Annotated in this window: 16 protein-coding genes; 11 read left to right on the top strand and 5 right to left on the bottom strand. The window is 75.9% G+C overall.

Features of this window, described 5'->3' with window-relative positions:
- The first annotated feature begins 147 nt into the window (after positions 1-147).
- The 6 genes from WDZ17_RS09960 (at position 148) to WDZ17_RS09935 (ending at position 7759) form a co-directional block, all read left to right on the top strand.
- On the top strand, positions 148-1542 hold the full coding sequence (locus WDZ17_RS09960; RefSeq protein ID WP_339574998.1) for an ABC transporter substrate-binding protein: 1395 nt from the start codon (positions 148-150) through the stop codon (positions 1540-1542).
- Between the two features lie 210 nt (positions 1543-1752).
- Positions 1753-2742 (top strand): carbohydrate ABC transporter permease, encoded by a 990-nt coding sequence (locus WDZ17_RS09955; protein WP_339574997.1) that lies wholly within the window; start codon positions 1753-1755, stop codon positions 2740-2742.
- Positions 2739-3683: a carbohydrate ABC transporter permease gene (locus WDZ17_RS09950; protein ID WP_339574996.1), complete on the top strand. Its 945-nt coding sequence runs from the start codon at positions 2739-2741 to the stop codon at positions 3681-3683. Before WDZ17_RS09955 ends, WDZ17_RS09950 begins: the two co-directional genes overlap by 4 nt.
- Before the next feature lie 249 nt (positions 3684-3932).
- Entirely contained in the window at positions 3933-4976 is a 1044-nt protein-coding gene (locus tag WDZ17_RS09945) for a LacI family DNA-binding transcriptional regulator (protein ID WP_339574995.1), read from the top strand.
- Positions 4973-6265: an AGE family epimerase/isomerase gene (locus WDZ17_RS09940; protein ID WP_339574994.1), complete on the top strand. Its 1293-nt coding sequence runs from the start codon at positions 4973-4975 to the stop codon at positions 6263-6265. The genes WDZ17_RS09945 and WDZ17_RS09940 overlap by 4 nt, the downstream gene beginning before the upstream one ends.
- A 42-nt stretch (positions 6266-6307) precedes the next feature.
- Positions 6308-7759 carry a GH1 family beta-glucosidase gene (locus WDZ17_RS09935; RefSeq protein WP_339574993.1) on the top strand — a complete coding sequence of 484 codons (1452 nt, stop codon included), beginning with the start codon at positions 6308-6310 and terminating at the stop codon, positions 7757-7759.
- A gap of 251 nt (positions 7760-8010) precedes the next feature.
- Here the strand turns inward: WDZ17_RS09935 and WDZ17_RS09930 are convergent, their stop codons facing one another.
- The 3 genes from WDZ17_RS09930 to WDZ17_RS09920 form a co-directional block, all read right to left on the bottom strand.
- The gene (locus WDZ17_RS09930) at positions 8011-8892 is read right to left on the bottom strand and encodes a nucleoside hydrolase (protein ID WP_422631939.1); all 882 of its coding nucleotides are present in this window, start codon (positions 8890-8892) and stop codon (positions 8011-8013) included.
- A gap of 593 nt (positions 8893-9485) precedes the next feature.
- Positions 9486-10787, bottom strand: a complete 1302-nt coding sequence (locus tag WDZ17_RS09925) for an aspartate aminotransferase family protein (protein WP_422631938.1) — start codon at positions 10785-10787, stop codon at positions 9486-9488.
- Between the two features lie 181 nt (positions 10788-10968).
- Positions 10969-11523: a DivIVA domain-containing protein gene (locus WDZ17_RS09920; RefSeq protein ID WP_339574991.1), complete on the bottom strand. Its 555-nt coding sequence runs from the start codon at positions 11521-11523 to the stop codon at positions 10969-10971.
- A 115-nt stretch (positions 11524-11638) separates the two neighbouring features.
- Between WDZ17_RS09920 and WDZ17_RS09915 the strand changes: the two genes are divergently transcribed.
- Both WDZ17_RS09915 and WDZ17_RS09910 read left to right on the top strand, forming a co-directional pair.
- On the top strand, positions 11639-12460 hold the full coding sequence (locus WDZ17_RS09915; RefSeq protein WP_339574990.1) for an SDR family oxidoreductase: 822 nt from the start codon (positions 11639-11641) through the stop codon (positions 12458-12460).
- A gap of 126 nt (positions 12461-12586) precedes the next feature.
- Positions 12587-12862 carry a hypothetical protein gene (locus WDZ17_RS09910; protein ID WP_339574989.1) on the top strand — a complete coding sequence of 92 codons (276 nt, stop codon included), beginning with the start codon at positions 12587-12589 and terminating at the stop codon, positions 12860-12862.
- Positions 12863-12950: 88 nt separating this feature from the next.
- Here WDZ17_RS09910 and WDZ17_RS09905 read toward each other — a convergent pair whose 3' ends face one another.
- Positions 12951-14519, bottom strand: coding sequence for an amidohydrolase (locus WDZ17_RS09905; protein ID WP_339574988.1), 1569 nt, complete (start codon positions 14517-14519; stop codon positions 12951-12953).
- 152 nt (positions 14520-14671) lie between these two features.
- Between WDZ17_RS09905 and WDZ17_RS09900 the strand changes: the two genes are divergently transcribed.
- The 3 genes from WDZ17_RS09900 (at position 14672) to WDZ17_RS09890 (ending at position 18489) form a co-directional block, all read left to right on the top strand.
- Positions 14672-16012, top strand: a complete 1341-nt coding sequence (locus WDZ17_RS09900) for an ATP-binding protein (RefSeq protein ID WP_339574987.1) — start codon at positions 14672-14674, stop codon at positions 16010-16012.
- A 45-nt stretch (positions 16013-16057) separates the two neighbouring features.
- Entirely contained in the window at positions 16058-17305 is a 1248-nt protein-coding gene (locus WDZ17_RS09895; protein ID WP_339574986.1) for an NAD(P)/FAD-dependent oxidoreductase, read from the top strand.
- Positions 17306-17400: 95 nt separating this feature from the next.
- The gene (locus tag WDZ17_RS09890) at positions 17401-18489 is read left to right on the top strand and encodes a diguanylate cyclase domain-containing protein (RefSeq protein WP_339574985.1); all 1089 of its coding nucleotides are present in this window, start codon (positions 17401-17403) and stop codon (positions 18487-18489) included.
- Positions 18490-18520: 31 nt separating this feature from the next.
- Here WDZ17_RS09890 and WDZ17_RS09885 read toward each other — a convergent pair.
- Positions 18521-18818: DUF2218 domain-containing protein (locus WDZ17_RS09885; RefSeq protein ID WP_339574984.1), on the bottom strand; the 298-nt coding region annotated here is incomplete at its 5' end.

Here is an 18818-nt window from a genome sequence, read left to right as displayed (position 1 = left end):
GGCACCCGCCCGCCCGTCTCGTCAGGTCTGCCCGCTGTACCGGTTCACCTCGTCGCCGGATCGTGACCTGAACCGGTTGTCCGGGACGAGGTCGGGATGCTGTGATCCCCCTCGCGCGGCGACGACGCCGCCGGCGAGAGGAGAGCAATGACCCAGCGTTCGCGCAAGAGGAGCACCGCGGCCGTGGCCGGGGGGATCGGTCTCCTCGTGGCCCTCGCGGGCTGCGCCACCGAGGAGCAGGCCGGCGTGAGCGGCGGCGGCGACAACACCGCCGGGGCCGCCGCGGCCGCGAGCGACATCGACTGCAGCCAGTTCGAGCAGTTCGGCGACGTCGACGGCTCCGAGGTCGAGGTCTACACGACCATCGTGGCACCGGAGGACCAGGCGTTCATCGACGCCTTCACGCCCTTCGAGAGCTGCACCGGCATCAGCATCAACTACAACGGCTCGAAGCAGTTCGAGGCGCAGCTGCCCGTGCGCGTGCGCAGCGGCGACGCCCCGGACATCGCCTTCCTGCCCCAGCCGGGGCTCCTGGCGCAGATGGTCTCCACCGGCGAGGTCGTCGAGCCGCCCCAGGCCGTCGTCGACAACGTGGACGAGAACTGGTCCGAGGACTGGAAGACGTACGGCACCGTCGACGGGACCTTCTACGCGGCGCCGCTCGGCGCCAACGTGAAGTCGTTCGTCTGGTACTCGCCGTCGGCCTTCGCGGACGCGGGCTACGAGGTCCCCACCACGTGGGACGACATGATCGCCCTGACCGACCAGATCATCGCGGACAACCCCGACGCCAAGCCCTGGTGCGCCGGCATCGGCTCGGGCGAGGCGACGGGCTGGCCGGCCACCGACTGGCTCGAGGACATCGTCCTGCACTCGCAGGGGCCGGACGTCTACGACCAGTGGATCGCCCACGAGATCCCCTTCAACGACCCGGCGATCCTCGAGGCGATCGGCGAGGCGGGCTCGATCCTCAAGAACCCCGACTACGTCAACGGCGGGCTGGGCGACGTCCGGTCCATCGCCTCCACGGAGTTCACCGACGCCGGCCTGCCGATCCTCGACGGCAACTGCTGGATGCACCGTCAGGCGAGCTTCTACCAGGCCAACTGGCCCTCGGGCACGGAGGTCGCCGAGGACGGCGACGTCTTCGCCTTCCCCTTCCCGTCGATGAACCCCGACGTCGGCAACGCCGTCGTCGGCGGCGGCGAGTTCGTCGCGGCGTTCAACGACGACCCGGCGACGCAGGCCGTCCAGTACTGGCTGTCCACCGGCGACTGGGCAAACCTCAAGGCCCAGGCATCGGCGCCGGGCTGGTTCAACGCCAACACGCAGCTGGACCCGGCCAACCTCAAGAGCCCCATCGACCAGCTCGCGGTCGAGCAGCTCCAGGACCCGGACGTCACCTTCCGCTTCGACGCCTCGGACCTCATGCCGGCCCAGGTCGGGGCGGCGGCGGAGTGGCAGCAGCTGACCGACTGGATCGCCAGCGACCAGTCCGACCAGCAGACCCTCGACAACATCGAGGCGGCCTGGCCGCAGTGACGCACCGCTGAGCGCGCGTGCCGGGAGTCCGCACGGACTCCCGGCACGCGCGTCTCGGCGGCCGTCGCCGCTGCCTCGCCCGGGCCCCGGAGGACCTCATGGACTGGTTCCTTGACGCGGAGACCACCGNCCCCCCCCCCCCCCCCCCCCCCCCCCCCCCCGCGTCTCGGCGGCCGTCGCCGCTGCCTCGCCCGGGCCCCGGAGGACCTCATGGACTGGTTCCTTGACGCGGAGACCACCGCGCACAAGCTCGCGCTCATGCTCATCGCCATCGCGCTCTTCGTCCTCGTGATGGGCGCCATCCTGCTCGGCGTCGACCGCGCCAAGCGCGTCCCCAACTGGCTCGTCGTCGCCGGCTTCCTCGGACCGCCGCTGGCGCTCCTGCTCCTCGGGCTGGTCTACCCGGCGCTCCGGACGCTGGTGGACTCCTTCCGCAGCACCGACGGCAGCGCCTGGGTCGGCCTCGACAACTACGTCACCGTCTTCGGCAGCTCGGACCTCCAGGTCGTCCTGCGCAACACCGTGCTGTGGGTCGTCCTCGTCCCCCTCGTGGCCACCGCCTTCGGGCTGGTCTACGCCTACCTCGTCGACCGCACCCGCTTCGAGAACCTCGCGAAGGCGTTGGTCTTCCTGCCGATGGCCATCTCCGGCGTCGCGGCGGGCATCATCTGGAAGTTCGTCTACGAGTTCCGGCCCGACCAGGAGGGCGTCAACCAGATCGGGCTGCTCAACCAGATCTTCGTCTGGCTGGGTCTGGACCCGCGGCAGTTCCTGCTCAACGCGCCGCAGAACACCTTCTTCATCATCGCCGTGATGATCTGGATCAACGCGGGCTTCGCGATGACGGTGCTGTCCGCCTCGATCAAGGCGATCCCCGACGACATCACCGAGGCGGCGCGCCTGGACGGCGTCTCGGGCATCGGGATGTTCCGCTACGTGACGGTGCCGAGCATCCGGCCGGCGCTCGTGGTCGTGCTGACCACCGTCGCCATCTCGACGCTCAAGGTCTTCGACATCGTCTACACCATGACCGGCGGGCAGTTCGACACCTCGGTGGTGGCCAACGAGTTCTACTCGCAGACCTTCCGCCAGTTCAACCAGGGCCTCGGCGCCGCGCTGGCCGTCCTGCTCTTCGTGCTGGTCATCCCGATCATCGCGTACAACGTCCGCCAGCTGCGCCTGTCCGAGGAGATCCGATGACGACCAGCGAGGCGAGCCGGGAGACGGTCGGGCCCCTCACCGGGCAGGTCGCCGCCCCGGTCACCGAGACCCGCCGGGCCCGTCGGCGCCGGGAGCGGGCGGAGGCGGCGGCGGGGCGGCTGTCCTCGCCCGCGGCGTCGACCATCGCGGTGGTCATCGCCGTGCTCTGGACGATCCCGACGCTCGGGCTGTTCATCACGTCCTTCCGGACGCAGGACGACATCGCCACCTCGGGGTGGTGGTACGCGTTCGTCCGGCCGCTGTTCTCGGCGTACAACTACCAGGAGGCGCTGTACGGCAACGGCAACCTGGCGCAGAACTTCATCAACAGCTTCGCCATCACGATCCCGGCGGTGCTGATCCCCATCACGTTGGCGCTGCTCGCGGCGTACGCCTTCGCGTGGATCCCGTTCCGCGGCCGCAACGTCCTGTTCGTGGCCGTCTTCGCCCTGCAGATCGTCCCCATCCAGGTGACGCTCGTGCCGCTGCTGAGCCTGTACTCGGACATCGGCATCGCGGGCTCCTTCTGGACCGTGTGGCTCTCGCACAGCATGTTCGCGCTGCCGCTGGCGATCTTCTTGCTGCACAACTTCATGAAGGACGTGCCGCCCTCGCTCGTCGAGGCGGCGCGGATGGACGGCGCCGGGCACGTGACGATCTTCTTCAAGGTCCTCTTCCCGCTCCTCGTGCCGGCCATCGCGGCCTTCGGGGTCTTCCAGTTCCTCTGGGTGTGGAACGACCTGCTCGTGGCGCTGACCTTCGCCTCGAACGACGCCAAGCCCCTCACCGCGGCCGTCGCCGACCTGGCGGGGACGCGCGGGAACGCCTGGTACCTGCTGTCGGCGGGCGCCTTCATCACGATGGTCGTGCCGCTCGCCGTCTTCATCGGCCTGCAGCGCTTCTTCGTGCGGGGCCTCCTCGCGGGCTCGGTCAAGGGCTGAGGACGACGACGAGGGGCGGACGCGCGCGCGGCGTCCGCCCCTCGTCCCTGCCCGCTCCTGCCGCCTCGTGCCGGGTGGTGCGCGGCCCACTGCCCGCCCGTCGGCCCTGCTGCCCGGGGTCCGCCGACCCCGACCCCGAAGGAGCCCGCATGCCCACGCCGTGCGCGGCCGACGACGCCCCGCGACCGGTCGTCCGCCGCACGGAGGACCTGCCGTGAGCACCCGGGGACGACGCCCGCGGAGGTCGACGTGGCCCACGTGACGATCAAGCAGATCGCCGAGCGGGTCGGCATCTCCAAGGGCGCCGTCTCCTACGCCCTCAACGGGCGGCCCGGGGTGTCCGAGCAGACGCGCGCGAGGGTCCTCGCCGTGGCGGCGGAGATGGACTGGGCGCCCAACAGCGCCGCACGGTCGCTGTCCGGCGCGCGCTCGCGCACCGTCGGCCTCGTCGTGACGCGCCCGGCGGAGGCCCTCGGTGCCGAGTCCTTCTTCGTCAGCTTCGTCGCCGGTCTCGAGAGCGTCCTGGGGCCGCACGGGCACGGGTTGCTGCTGCAGGTCGTGCCCGCCGTCGAGGCGGAGCAGGCGACGCTGCACACCTGGGCGCGCGAGCGTCGGGTCGACGGCGTCGTGCTGCTCGACCCGCGGGTCGACGACCCCCGCGTCGCGCTGGTCGGCGCCCTGCGGATGCCGGCCGTCGTCGTCGGCCACCCCTCGTTCGCCCGGGGGCTGCCCTGCGTGTGGAAGGACGACGCCGTCGCCGTGACCGCGGCGGTCGAGCACCTCACCGGCCTGGGGCACCGCTGCCTCGGCCGGGTGGCCGGACCGGCGCGTCTCGGCCACACCGCCGTCCGGGACGGTGCCTTCGTCGCGGCGGCCGCCCGCCGGGGGGCCGCCGCGCGGGTCCGGATCACCGACTTCTCCGCGGCGCAGGCGGCAGGGGCCACCCTGGCGCTCGTGCGCGAGGACCAGGTGACCGGACTGCTCTTCGACAACGACCTCATGGCCGTGGCCGGGCTCTCCGCGCTCGTGGGCGCGGGCCTCGCCGTGCCCGACGACGTCTCGGTCGTCGCGTGGGACGACTCCGTGCTCTGCCACGTGACGCACCCGCAGCTCACCGCGGTGGGCCACGACCTCACCGCGTACGGCGCCGCCGTCGCCGACCTGCTCGTCCGGCAGGCGGAGGGGGAGGAGGTCGCCGACGTCGAGGTCGCCGTCCCCGACCTGCGGGTACGGGCCAGCACCGGCCACGCGGCGCCCGCCCCCGGACCGCGGCCGTGGACGGTGCCGGCGTGAGCGCGGCGGACCGGGACGCCCGCGCGCGGCGCGCCGACGCCCTGCTGCGGCTGCTGCCGGGCTCGGCCGTCCCGGGCGGCTTCGCCTGGCTCGACGACGACGGACGACCCACCGGGCGAGACCTGCCGCTGTGGGTGACCTGCCGGATGACGCACTGCGCGGCGCTCGGCGAGCTCCGGGGGTCCCTCGCGTCCGGCTCTCTCGCGTCCGGCTCTCTCGCGTCTGGCTCTCTCGCGTCCGGCTCTCTCGCGTCCGGGGCCCTCGTCGAGCACGGGCTCGACGCCCTGCTCGGTCCCTTCCACGACGACCGGCACGGGGGGTGGTGGGCCGCGCTGGCCCGGGACGACCTCACCCCCACTGCCACCCGCAAGGAGGGGTACGGGCACGCCTTCGTCGTCCTCGCCGCCTCGAGCGCCCTGGCGGCCGGCCACGACCGCGCGCAGGCCCTGCTGGCCGAGGCTCTCGCCGTCCAGGAGGAGCACTTCTGGGAGGAGGGCCCGGGGCTCGTCCGCGAGTCCTGGGACGCGGCGTGGACGAGCGGCGAGGACTACCGCGGGGCCAACGCGACGATGCACACCGTCGAGGCCTACCTCGCCGCGTCCGACGCCACCGGCGACGACCTGTGGCGGGCCCGTGCCGGGCGGATGGCCCAGCGCGTCGTCGACGGCTGGGCGCGGGCCAACGGCTGGCGCGTCCCCGAGCACTTCACCGCGTCCTGGGAACCGCTGCTCGAGCACCACGCGGACGCGCCCGCACACCCGTTCCGTCCCTACGGGGCGACGGTCGGGCACGCCCTGGAGTGGGCGCGCCTCGTCCTCGCCGCCGATGCCGCGCTGTCGGCCGACGGCGGGGAGGGTCTGCCGTGGGCCACGGAGGCGGCCGTGGCGCTCGCGGAGCGGGCGGTCGCGGACGGGTGGGCGGTCGACGGCGCGCCGGGCTTCGTCTACACGACCGACTGGGAGGGACGCCCGGTCGTCGACCACCGCATGCACTGGGTCCTCGCCGAGGCGGTCGGCGCGGCGGCCGCGCTGGCCGTGGCCACCGACGACCCCGTCTGGGACCGGCGCGCGCAGCAGTGGTGGCGCTACGCCGACGAGCACCTCGTCGACCACGCGCGCGGCTCGTGGCGCCACGAGCTGGACGCCCGCAACGTCCCCGCGAGCACGACGTGGGAGGGTCGACCCGACCTGTACCACGCCCTCCAGGCCTGCCTCGTGCGCGACCTCCCGCTGCACCCGTCGTTCGCCACGGCGCTCGCGGTCACCGGCCGCGAGCACGCCGACCGCTGACCGCCCGAGAGGCCGGCCGACCGCACCGACGAAGGAGTCCCCGTGCCCCCCACCAGCGAGCCCCCCACCAGCGAGCCCGTCACCACCCGCTTCCCCGAGGGGTTCCTCTGGGGCTCCGCGACCGCGAGCTACCAGGTCGAGGGGGCCGTCACCGAGGACGGCCGCACGCCGTCGATCTGGGACACGTTCTCCCACACGCCGGGCAAGGTGCAGGACGGCGACACCGGCGACGTCGCGGACGACCACTACCACCGCGTCCGCGAGGACGTCGCCCTCATGCGCGACCTCGGCCTGCGGTCCTACCGCTTCTCCGTGGCCTGGCCGCGCATCACCCCGCACGTCACCGCCGACGCGCTCGGCGACGTCGAGCAGCGGGGCCTCGACTTCTACGCGGGCCTCGTCGACGAGCTGATGGCGGCGGGCATCGCCCCGGCGGTGACGCTCTACCACTGGGACCTGCCGCAGGCCCTCGAGGACGCCGGCGGCTGGACGGACCGCCGCACGGCCGAGCGCTTCGGCGAGTACGCGGCCGTCGTCGCGCGCGCCCTCGGCGACCGGGTGCGGACCTTCATCACGCTCAACGAGCCCTGGTGCGCCGCCTACCTCGGGTACGCCGCCGGCGTGCACGCCCCGGGGCGGACGGAGCCGGCGTCGGCGCTCGCCGCCGTCCACCACCTCAACCTCGCGCACGGGCTCGCCGCCCGGGCCGTGCGCGAGCACGCCCCGGACGCCGAGGTCGCCGTGACCCTGAACCTCGGCTGGTTCCGGGCGGAGGACCCGACGTCGGACGCCGACGTCGACGCGGCCCGCCGCGTGGACGGGCTCCAGAACCGGGTGTTCCTCGGCCCGATGCTCCACGGGGAGTACCCCTCGGACGTCCTGGAGGACACCTGCGAGGTCACCGACTGGTCGTTCGTGCGTGTCGGGGACGCGGACGTCATCCGCCAGCCGCTCGACGCCGTGGGCCTGAACTACTACTCGCCGACCGTCGTGCGGCACTGGACCGGGGTGGGGCAGAAGCAGAGCGCCGACGGCCACGGCGACGGGGCCTCGCCGTGGGTCGCGTGCGACGACGTCGAGTTCCTCGAGCTGCCCGGCCCGCGCACCGAGATGGGCTGGAGCATCGACCCCCGCGGGATGAGCGAGCTGCTGCTGCGGCTGTCCCGCGAGGCGCCGGGCGTCGACCTCTACGTCACCGAGAACGGCATGGCCGCCCCCGACGTCGTGGGGGACGACGGCGTCGTGCACGACGCCGACCGCACGGCCTACCTGCACGACCACCTCGCGGCCGTGCTCGACGCGGTCGAGGGCGGTGCCCCGGTGAAGGGGTACTTCGTGTGGTCGCTGCTCGACAACTTCGAGTGGGCCTACGGCTACAGCAAGCGCTTCGGCGTCGTGCACGTGGACTACGAGACGCAGGCGCGCACCCCGAAGGACAGCGCCCGCTGGTACTCCCGCGTCGCCGCGGGCAACGAGCTCCTGCCCACCGCCTGACCCGCCCGTCCCGCCTGACCCGCCCGTCCCGCTCCTCCCCCTCCTCCCTGAGCACGCCGCCCCTCCCCGCACTTCGACGACTTCTCGCGGTGTGTGGCACCTCTTTCGCGCACTTCGACGACTTCTCGCGGTGTGTGGCACCTCCTTCGCGCACTTCGACGACTTCTCGTCGTTCGAGGTGCTCGTTCGAGGCGCCCCGACGACGTCGTGCTCCCTGCGCTGCGTCGCCCGGGCGGGTGGGCGCTTCGTCGTCACCCGAGACGGTCGAGGAGGAGTCGGGAGACGGCGGCCGGGTCGGCGTCGACGGCGACCCGCGCCGTGCGGGCCCAGCCGGTGAGGGGGCGGTCGGTCCCGGCGGTCGTGTCGACGACGAGCTCGCCGCGGGTCAGCTCGCCGGCGGTCTCCACCCGGACGCCCGCCTCGACCCAGGTGCACAGGCTCGGGTCGAGGAGGGCGGCGACGGCGAGGGCGTCGTGGACGGCCGCACCCTCGGGGCCGCCGGCGGCGTGCTGGCGCGTCGAGAGGTGCTGCAGCAGCGCGCCCGCCGCACGACCGCGGGGACCGGCCGAGGCGAGCAACGGACCCGACGTCTCCGGCCCGACGAGCGCTCGCTGCGTCGCGTCGAGGGGCACGACGCGCAGCGGGACGCCGGACTCGGTGACCCGGCGGGCGGCGTCGGGGTCGCAGACGAGGTTGAACTCGGTGGTCGGCGTGCTGTTCCCCGCGCAGAAGGCGGCGCCGCCCATGAGGACGACCTCGCGCAGGTGGCCGGCCGCCTCCGGGTGCAGCGCCAGGAGCGCGGCGAGGTTCGTCAGCGGGCCGAGCGCGACGAGCACCAGCTCTCCGGGGCGCTCGGACGCCGCCCGGGCGAGGACCTCGACGGCCGAGGCGGCCGCGACGCCCCGGGCCGACGGCGGCAGGTCCAGGCCGCCGAGCGCCCCGACGCCGTGGACCTCGGCGTCCCGCTCCCGCCGGTGGCGTCCGAGCGGCCCGGCGGCGCCCCGCGCCGGCTGCAGGTCGGCCGGGGCGCCGGCCAGGTCCAGGACCCGCGCGGCGTTGGCGGTCACGACGTCCAGGGACGCGTTGCCGGCGACCGTCGTGACCGCGCGGACGTCGAGCTCCGGTGCCGCCAGCGCCAGGAGCAGCGCGACGGCGTCGTCGACCCCGGGTCGCAGTCGACGACGACCGGTACCGGGGTGTCGGCGCTCGCGGGCGCGAGGGGTGGCAGCGCACGGGGCTCGTCGACGTCGTCCATGTGCCCCACGGTCCTCGGCTCACGACCACGACGCCCGATGACCGCGAGACGTCCGACGTCCGCACGGCGGCGCGCTGGGATGGCGAGACGTCGTCGAGGTGCGCGAGGGGGCGGGGTGACGTCGCGAGAAGTCGTCGAAGTGCGCACAGGGGCGCTCTGGGCTGGCGAGAAGTCGTCGAAGTGCGCACAGGGGCGCTCGGGTGACGAGACGTCGTCGACGTGCGCACAGGGGCGGGGTGGTGTCGCGAGAAGTCGTCGACGTGCGCACAGGGGCGCGCTGGGGTGGCGAGAAGTCGTCGAAGTGCGCACAGGGGCGCTCGGGTGACGAGACGTCGTCGACGTGCGCACAGGGGCGGGGTGGTGTCGCGAGACGTCGTCGACGTGCGCACAGGGGCGCGCTGGGGTGGCGAGAAGTCGTCGAAGTGCGTAGGGGGGCGCGGGGTGAGGGCGGCGCCACGCCCCCGGCTCGGCTCAGCGGCGGGCGGCGTCGACCTCCTCGAGGGCGTCGACGAGGAGGGCGAGGCCCTCGTCGGCCTCGGCGGCCGTGAGCGTCAGGGGCGGTGCGACACGGACGACGTTGCCGTGCAGCCCGCCCCCGCCGACGAGCAGCCCGCGCTCCCGGGTGGCCTCGAGCACCGCCGCGGCGGCGTCCGGGTCGGGGGCGTACCCGTCGGCGCCGACGAGCTCGAGGCCGACCATGAGCCCCTTGCCGCGGACCTCGCCCAGGACCGGCAGCCGCTCGGCCGCCCGGTGCAGGCCGTCGTGCAGGACGGCGCCGAGCCGGCGCGCGTTGCCCTGCAGGTCCTGGTCCAGCACGTGGTCGAGCACGGCGTTCGCGGCGACGGCGGCGAGCGGACCGCCCCCGAAGGTCGAGATGCCGCGGCCGGCGAGGCCGTCCATGACGTCGCCGCGGGCCACCACGCCGCCGATGGCGTGACCGCCCGCGAGCCCCTTCGCGAAGGTGATCATGTCGGGGACGACGCCGGAGGCCTCGACGCCGAAGAAGGTCTCGCCGGTGCGGCCCCAGCCGGTCTGCACCTCGTCGCTGATGACCAGGGTCCCGGTGCCGGCGAGCTCCTCGGCGTACGCCGCCAGCAGCCGCGGCGGCGGGACGGCGAACCCGCCGACGCCCTGAACGGGCTCGGCGATGAGGCAGGCGACGTCCCCGGCCGTCGCGACGTCGAGCAGCTCCCGCAGGTCGGCGACGCAGGCGTCCACGTAGGCGTCGTCGTCCAGGTGCCGGAAGCTGCTGCGGAAGCGGTACCCGCCCTGCAGGTACGTCGTCTGGAGCGGGGACAGGCTCGAGGAGGACCAGGAGCGGTTCCCCGTGACACCGACGGTGGCGAAGCTGCGGCCGTGGTAGCTGCCGCGCAGCGCGAGCACCTGGTTGGAGCGCCGGTGCGCCGTCGCCAGCAGCAGCGCCGCCTCGTTGGCCTCCGTGCCCGACGTCGTGAAGAAGACCTTGGCGTCGGGGATCTGCGACAGCCGGGCGATCTTCTCCGCGAGCTCGACCTGCGCGCGCTGCAGGTACAGCGTCGAGGTGTGGACGACGCCGCGGGCCAGCTGCCGCTCGACCGCCTCGCGCACCGCGGGCAGGTCGTAGCCGACCATGTTCGTCAGGATGCCGCCGAAGAAGTCGAGGTAGGTGCGCCCCCGGGAGTCGGTCACGCGGTTGCCCGAGCCGCTGACGAGCTCCAGCGGCTCGGCGTACAGGAGCCGCTGCCACGCGGGGGCGACGGCGCGGTGCCGCGCGAGCAGGTCGTCGGGGGCCAGCCGGTCGTCGGGGGACGGCCGGTCGTCGGGGGCCAGGAGGCCGTCGGGTGTGACGGACGCCCCGGGCCCGGCCCGGCCGGACGGCGCGGTCCCGGACGGGCGGGCGGTCGTGGGCGTGGTCGGCACGGGTCCTCCTGGCGCGGGGTCGCCGCAGCGTAGGAGCCGGCGGGCCCCGGCGTCGTCAGCCGCGCGGACCTGCCTCCAGCGCCCGGGCGACGCGGTCGAGGAGGTCGTCCACCTCCGCGAGGGAGTACCCGCCGCGCCGCGTCGTCCGCAGGGTCGCGTCGCGCACGGCGCCGGCGGTCAGGGCCGGACCGGACGCGCCCCGGTGCCGCAGCGCCGCGGCGGCGCGCTCGAGCAGCTCGTCGACGTCGTCGGGCACGTAGGCGACGGACAGGAACGGGGCGGTGGGGAGGGTGACCGCCGCCAGGTCCGCGGCCGTCGGCACCGGCCCCCGCGTCGGTGCCTCCTCCACGAGCCCACGGGCGCGCAGCGCGTGGACGGCGCGGTCGAGGAGGTCGTCGACGGCCATCTGGTCGTACCCGTGCCGGCGGACGACGTGGAAGCGGGCGTCCGCCACCAGGGCCGCCGTCGGGGAGGTGGCGAGGGGGTCCTCGAGCGCCGTCGCGACCCGCTCGAGCAGCGCGTCGACGTCCTCGACGGCGTAGCCCTCGCCCCAGCGGCGCACGGGGAGGACGACGGCGCGCAGCTCGCCGGCGGTCAGCGGGACGTCCATCCCCGCATCGTCGAGGGGGCCGGGCGGGACGCGCGGCCGGTCGCGCCCGGATCACCCGTGCGGCGGGGACGACGCGGCGGGGAAGACGGGGCCCCGGTCGTGCGCTGAGGCACCCATGGCGAAGACCTGGTTCATCACCGGCACCTCCCGCGGCTTCGGGCGCGAGTGGGCCACCGCAGCCCTCGAGCGCGGCGACTCCGTCGCCGCCACCGCCCGCGACACCTCGACGCTCGACGACCTCGTGGAGCGCTTCGGCGACCGCGTCCTCCCCCTCGCCCTCGACGTCACCGACCGCAGCGCCGCGGCGCCGGCGGTCGCCGCCGCCGTGGAGCGCTTCGGCCGGCTCGACGTCGTCGTCAACAACGCCGGCTACGGCCAGTTCGGCATGGTCGAGGAGCTGAGCGAGGACGACGCCCGCCGCCAGATGGAGGTGAACCTCTTCGGCGCGCTGTGGGTCACCCAGGCCGTGCTGCCGCAGCTGCGGTCCCAGGGCAGCGGGCACGTCCTGCAGGTCTCCTCGATCGGCGGCATCAGCGCCTTCCAGGACGTGGGCATGTACCACGCGTCCAAGTGGGCCCTCGAGGGCCTGAGCCAGTCGCTGGCGCAGGAGGTCTCGGGCTTCGGCATCTCCGTGACGCTCGTCGAGCCCGGCGGCTTCGCCACCGACTGGGGCGGCTCGTCGGCCCGGCACGCGGAGCCGATGGAGGCCTACGAGGGCGTCCGCGAGGCGGCCCAGCAGGCGCGGTCCTCGCGCACCTCGGCGCCGGGCGACCCGACGGCGTCCGCGGCCGCGGTCCTGCAGGTGGTGGACGCGGACGAGCCGCCGCTGCGGATCTTCCTCGGCGCGGCCCCGCTCGCCATCGCGGAGAAGGACTACGCCTCGCGGCTGGAGACCTGGCGCGCCTGGCAGCCGGTCGCCGAGAAGGCCGGCGGCTGACCCGACCCGGTCGGTCCACCCCTTCAGCAGGACCGGGTGGAGGGTGGTCCCGTGCCGAGCGGAGCAGGTCGACCCAGAACCGGCCGACGTCGAGCAGGTCGACCCCGGGGGACCGCCGCCGGCGTCGTGCTCGTGCTCGTCACCGGTTTCGCGGCGTCCGCCGGTCTGCTCACGGGTCTGCAGCTCGAGGGGCCCGGGCGAGGGGAAGGCGGCGGGCCGACGCTGCGGCTGGCCACGCAGGTCGCCTGGGTCCTGGCCGCGCTGGCGCTGACGGCGGGCGGCGCGCTCGCGTGGTCACGGACGCGGCGCGCCGGGCGGGGGGCGTCGCTCGCCGTCGCCGGCGCGTCCACCACCCTGTGGACCGTCGTGGCCCTGCTCGCCGGCTGGGACCCGGTGCGCTGACCGGCCCCGCCCAGGGCTTCTCGCCCGGCCCCGACCGAGCCCCCGCAGACGGGGGCGCCAGGTGCGAGGGGCGCCGTGGCGTCGCGGGTCAGGCCCCGAGCCCGGCCGCACGGTGCGTCCACCGGCCGCCGACGAGCGTCCCGAGCACCTCGGGCGAGCGCAGCGCCCCCGGCCCGCCGCGCTCGAGCGTGCCCGCCGGGTCCTCCGCGAGCAGCACGAGGTCCGCGACGTCGCCGACGCGGACGTGCGACCGGCCGCCGCACGAGGCGGTGAGGGCCTGCCGCAGCGTCAGGTGCTGCTCGGGGTGCCACGGCTCCCGTCCGTCGACGCTGCGGTGCACCGCGCAGGCGAGAGCGTCCCACGGGTCCAGCGCCGCGACCGGCGCGTCCGAGCCGAGGACGACGTCGGCGCCCGCGGCGAGCAGGTCGGCGTAGGGGAAGGCGTGCGCCGTCGCGCCCGCCCAGTGCCGGTCGGCGAGGTCCCGGTCGTCGACGGCGTGTCGGGGCTGGACCGACGCCGTCACGCCCAGCGCGGCGAAGCGGGGGACGTCCTCGGGCAGCACCTGCTGCGCGTGCTCCACGCGCCCCCGGCACCCGGCCGCCTCGTAGCCGTCGAGGGCGGCGCGCACGCCGGCGTCCCCGATGGCGTGGACGGCCGTCGTGAGCCCCGCGGAGGTGGCGCGGCGCAGCAGGTGCTCCAGCTCGTGCGGCGGCGTCAGCAGCAGCCCGTGCTCCTCTCCGCCGGCGTAGGCGCTGCGGCAGAACGCGGTCCGGGTGCCCAGCGAGCCGTCGACGAACACCTTGAGCGGGCCCACCCGGACGCGGTCGGCGGCCACGGGGTCGGTGGCACGGGGCAACGGGTCCCCGGTGCGCAGCCCGGCGGCGAGGACGGCGTCGAGGTGCTCGCGCCACACGCCGACGGCCACCCGCAGGGCGGGCCCCCCCCCGCCGGCCCCACCCGGCGCGTCGTCCGGCCGGACGACGTCGGCGCGGCGGGCCCAGTCCCACGGGTCCGCGCGCTGCAGGTCCACGACGGCGGTGACCCCGCGCGCGGCCGCCGCCTGCGCCGCCTCGAGCGTCCAGACGTCGCCGAGCCCCTCGGGCAGCCTGCCCGCGTCCCCGAGCAGGGCCATCGCCGCGCCCTCCGTGAGCAGCCCGGTGGGCTCCGTGACGCCGAAGCGGCGCGCGGCCTCGGTGCTGCACCAGGCGCTGTGCAGGTCCTGGCTCGCGACGACGACCGGCCGCCCCGGCAGCGCGGCGTCCAGGTGCGCGGCGCGGGGCGCCTCCTGCCACAGCCCGTCCCGGAAGCCGCGGCCGACGAGGACGTCGTCGCGGCGGCCGCGGGCGGCGTCGGCCACGGCGAGCAGCGCCGCCGCCTCCTGCGGCGAGGCGGCCCCGGACACGTCGGGCCGGTGCGCGTCGGCGGCCCAGTCCGACAGGTGGACGTGCTCGTCCCGCAGCCCGGGCAGCAGCGCGGACCCGCCGGCGTCCAGGACGCGCCCGGCGGGCGCCGGCAGCGTGCCGCGGTCCGCCACGGCCACCACCCACCCCCCGCGCAGGAGGACGTCGCGCGCACGCCGCGGGTCGGGAGCCCCGACGAGGCGGACGTCGTGCAGCAGCAGGGCGTCAGGAGCCCCCTCGTCCCGGTGCGCGTCCACGCCCGCATCCTGCTGCACCCGTCACTGCGTCCCCCCGCCGCGGCCCGGGGCCGGCCCGTCCGCCGACGCGGTCGCCGGGGGAGGCTGCCGCAGGAGGTCGAGCCACGGCACCGGGCGGCGCGGGCGAGACGTGACGCGGCGAGACTGGACGCGTGAGCAGCGACGACGTCCCCGTGCCCGGCGACCGGTCCGCCGGGAGGTCGCCGCTCGACGGGGAGCCTCCGATGGTCCGGCGCGCCCTGCAGGTGCTGGGCGAGCTGCTCACCGGGTCGCCGTCGGGCAGCGGCACGGCCGCCGGGTTCGTCGAGGGCCACCTCGGCCAGCCCCACACCTCGCTGGTGCTCGAGCGGGTGGACCTCACGCACACGCAGTCGGTCTCGGTGGGCGCCGTCGTGGCGGACCTCGTCACCGCCCACCCGACAGCGGTGCTCGGCCCCGTCGAGGACGGCGAGGCGCCGACGTGGACGCGCATCGACCTCGACGGCGAGCACGTGTCCGTGCCGACCTCGGCCGCGGTGTGGCTGCCGGCGGGGACGGCGGCGCCGGTCGACGTCGTCCTCCAGGTGGCACGCAACGAGTTCGCGCCCGACCCCGCCTCGCTGCGGGTCCTCGCGCGCCCGGGGGACCACGCGGCGGCGCGGGCGCTGCTGGACGAGGTCCTCGCCACGGCGCGGCGGGACAAGGGCTTCTTCCGGGGCCGGGTGCTGCACGCGGGCTCACGGCTGCCGCTGGAGCTGCAGCCCACGACGCTCGGCCCCGGCGGTCGCGCGGACCTCGTCCTGCCCGACGCCGTCTGGGCCGAGCTCGACGCGAGCACCTCGGCGCTGACGACGCGCGCTCAGGTGCTGCGCGAGGCGGGCCTCGGCACGAACCGCGGCGTCCTGCTCGCCGGGCCCCCCGGGGTGGGCAAGAGCGCCCTGTCCCGGGTCGTGGCCCGCGAGATGGCGGGGGACTTCACCGTGATCGTCGTGGACGCCGCGGCCGCGAGCAGCGTGCTGCGCCAGGTCTACCGGGAGACCGCTGACCTCGGGCCGTGCGTCGTCGTCCTGGAGGACGTCGACCTGTACCTCGGCGACCGGCGCGCGGGCGCCCGGGGCACGGCGCTCGCCGACTTCCTCGCCGTCCTCGACGGCACGGAGCCCTACGAGGACGTCCTCACGATCGCGTCCACCAACGACCCCGGGGCCCTCGACGCCGCCGTCACCCGCGCGGCGCGGTTCGACAGCGTCATCACGCTCGAACCCCCCGACGCCGCGGCGAGCGCCCGGATCCTGCGCGGCTACCTGACACGGCTGGAGGAGGGGGCGGCGGAGCAGGTCGACGCCGTCGCCGTCGCCGCGGCCCTGCCGTCGGGGGTCACGGGCGCGGACCTGCGCGAGGTCGTGCGCCGGGCGGTCCTCGAGCACGGGCGCGAGGTGAGCACCGAACGCCTCCTGCGCGTCGTCGCCGACGGGCGGTGGCGGGCCGAGCCGCTGACCGGCAGCTACCTGTAGCCCGGGGTCGGCCGGGGCTCCCACGACGGCGCCCGCCGTGGCACCGTGCTCACGGCGCGGCGGGCGCGCCGTGAGCCCGAGGACGGTCAGGGGGCGCGCGTGGTCGAGCGGGCGGACGTCGTGGTCGTCGGAGGCGGCGTCGTGGGGACGAGCGCGGCCTTCCACCTCGCGCGGGCGGGGCTCGACGTCGTGCTGCTCGAGCGTGGTGCGCTCGGCGGCGGGTCGTCGGGGAAGCCGGTCGGCGGTGTGCGGGCGCAGTTCTCGAGCGAGGTGAACATCGCCCTGGCGGCGCGCAGCCTGCGGGCCTACGCGCGCTTCGCCGCGGAGATGGGGGCGGCCGCGCCGCAGGGCATCGGCTTCCGCCGCACCGGGTACCTCTTCGCCCTCCGGGACGCCGAGCACCTGCCCGCCTTCACGCGCGCCGTCGAGCTGCAGCGCTCCCTCGGGGTCGAGAGCCGCGTCGTGGACGCCGCGGAGACCGCGCGGCTCGGGGTCGTCGTCGACCCGGCGCCGCTCGTCGCCGGCGTCTGGTCGCCCGACGACGGCGTGGCCCGCCCGGGCGCCGTCCTGCGCGCCTACGCCGCGGCGGCCACCGCCCTCGGCGCTCGGGTCCGCACCGGCTGCGCGCTCGAGGGCGTCGACGTGCTGCCCGGAGGCCGGGCGCGGCTGCGCACCGGCGCGGGCGACGTGGAGGCCGCCGCCGTCGTGGTCGCCGCGGGGGCGTGGTCGTCCTCCGTCGCCCGGGTGCTCGGCGCCGACCTGCCGGTGCGGCCGGTGCGGCGTCAGATCGCCTTCGCACCCGCCCCGGCCGGCCTGCCGGTGCCCCCGGAGGCGCTGCCCTTCACCATCGACCAGCGCTCCTGCGCGTACTGGCACGGCGACGGCGACGGCGGGCTCCTGCTCGGGTGGGCGGACCCCGACCAGGCCGAGGGGGAGGACGTCACCGTGGACGACGGCTGGCACGCGGGCCTGCGCGCCGCGCTGGCGGACGTCGCGCCGTCGCTCGCGTCCGCACCGCTGTCCCGGGGCTGGGCCGGCCTCTACGAGGTGACGCCGGACCGCGACGCCGCGCTCGGGCTCCTCGCGGGTGGCGCCGCCGACCACGGCGTCCGCGTCGTCGCCGCGGCAGGCTTCTCGGGCCACGGCTTCCTCATGGCGCCCGCGGCCGGCGAGGTGGTCCGCGACCTCGTGCTCGGCGCTCCGACCGTCGTCGACGTGACCCCCCTGGACCCCGCCCGCCTCGCCGGCGCCGCGTCCGACGTCGCGCGGCGCACCGAGCTGGCCATCGTCTGAGGGGCCCCGCCGGGCGCCGGCTCAACCCGCGGCCCGGACCTGCCGATGAGTGGAGGACCACCCGCTCGGTCCGACGGTCGGGGGAGAGGACGGCCGTGGACGTCATCACGAGCGGTGACCGGGTGCCGGCGCTGCTCACCTTCGAGCGCGCGTGCGCCCTGGTGCTCGACCACCTCGCGTCCGTGCTGCCGATGGGCCTGTGGGCGGTGACGCAGCGGGAGGCCGCGTCGCAGGTCTTCCTCAGCGTCCGCGACGAGGCCTACGGCGTGCCGGCCGGCGCGGTCGTGCCCTGGGACGCCTCGCTGTGCCAGCACATGACCACGGGCGCGTCCCCCCAGGTCGTCGCCGACGTCGGCGCGGACCCCGTCATGGCGGGTGCCGACGCCCGGCAGGCCTTCCCGATCGAGGCCTACGTCGGCGCCCCCATCCGCTCCGCCGAGGGCGAGCTCTTCGGCACGCTCTGCGGCTTCAACCCCCACCGGCTCGACGCCGCGGTGGAGGTGCACCGGCCCCTCCTGGACCTCCTCGCCAGCCTCCTGTCCCAGATCCTCCAGGCGGAGGGCCTGCGAGAGCGCGCGGCCGAGCGGGAGGTCGAGCTCCACCGGCGCGCGACGACCGACGACCTCACGGGGCTGGCCACGCGGGCGGCCTTCACCGACCGCCTCGACCACGCCCTGGCCCTGCACCGCCGGGACCCGCGCCCGCTGACCGTCGTCATGCTCGACCTCGACGACTTCAAGGACGTCAACGACTCGCTCGGGCACGAGGCAGGCGACGAGCTGCTGCGCCACCTCGCCGACGAGTGGGCGCCCCTCGTACGGCCCGGCGACACGCTGGCGCGCCTCGGCGGGGACGAGTTCGCCCTCCTCGTCCACGGCAGCAGCGGCGGCGACGTCGTCGCGGCGCGCCTCGGCGAGATCCTCGCCGGGACCTACTCGTTGACGGGCACGGACCTCCGCGTCGGCGTCAGCGTCGGCGTGGCGCACCTCGCGGTGGAGGACACCACGCCCACCGCCGCCGAGCTGCTGCGACGGGCGGACGCCGCGATGTACGCCGCCAAGCGGGCGGGCAAGGGCCGGATCGTCACGCACGACGAGGCGGTGGCCGCCGCCCTCGCCCGCCTGCCGCGGCCCACCGGGGTCGCGCGCCACGACGCCGCCGAGGTCGCGGGCGCCGCCCGCTGACCGACCGGCCGCCGGCGGTCCGGCGGCGGCCTCAGGAGTCCCAGCGGACGACGACGCCCTCGCGCTGCGCGAACCGCTCGAGGTGGCCGCCGAGCACCTCCTGGACGCGCTCGAGCGTCTCGGCGTCCGGCGCGTGGGCGAGCAGGACGAGGCGCCGCGCCTCGGCGCGCACGACGCCGCGGCCGGCGCCGACGGTCAGCTCCTCGCCGTCGGCGGTGCTCCGACGCGGGGCCTTCCGCCCGAGGTGCTCCACGAGCTGCTTCGCCCAGCGCTCGGGCCGGTCGATCTCGACGTCGGCGCGCGACGTCAGGGCGGCGGGGGGCGTGTCC

Source organism: Pseudokineococcus basanitobsidens, assembly GCF_037482545.1.
Taxonomy (GTDB): domain Bacteria; phylum Actinomycetota; class Actinomycetes; order Actinomycetales; family Quadrisphaeraceae; genus Pseudokineococcus; species Pseudokineococcus basanitobsidens.
The sequence above is the reverse complement of the archived record's forward strand: the minus strand, read 5'-3'. Positions and strand labels throughout refer to the sequence as shown.

Excerpts from the sequence above, each read along its gene's own strand:
- WDZ17_RS09960 (WP_339574998.1), top strand. The coding sequence starts at position 148 with ATGACCCAGCGTTCGCGCAAGAGGAGCACCGCGGCCGTGGCCGGGGGG.
- WDZ17_RS09955 (WP_339574997.1), top strand. The coding sequence starts at position 1,753 with ATGGACTGGTTCCTTGACGCGGAGACCACCGCGCACAAGCTCGCGCTC.
- WDZ17_RS09950 (WP_339574996.1), top strand. The coding sequence starts at position 2,739 with ATGACGACCAGCGAGGCGAGCCGGGAGACGGTCGGGCCCCTCACCGGG.
- WDZ17_RS09920 (WP_339574991.1), bottom strand. The coding sequence starts at position 11,523 with ATGGACGTCCCGCTGACCGCCGGCGAGCTGCGCGCCGTCGTCCTCCCC.
- WDZ17_RS09915 (WP_339574990.1), top strand. The coding sequence starts at position 11,639 with ATGGCGAAGACCTGGTTCATCACCGGCACCTCCCGCGGCTTCGGGCGC.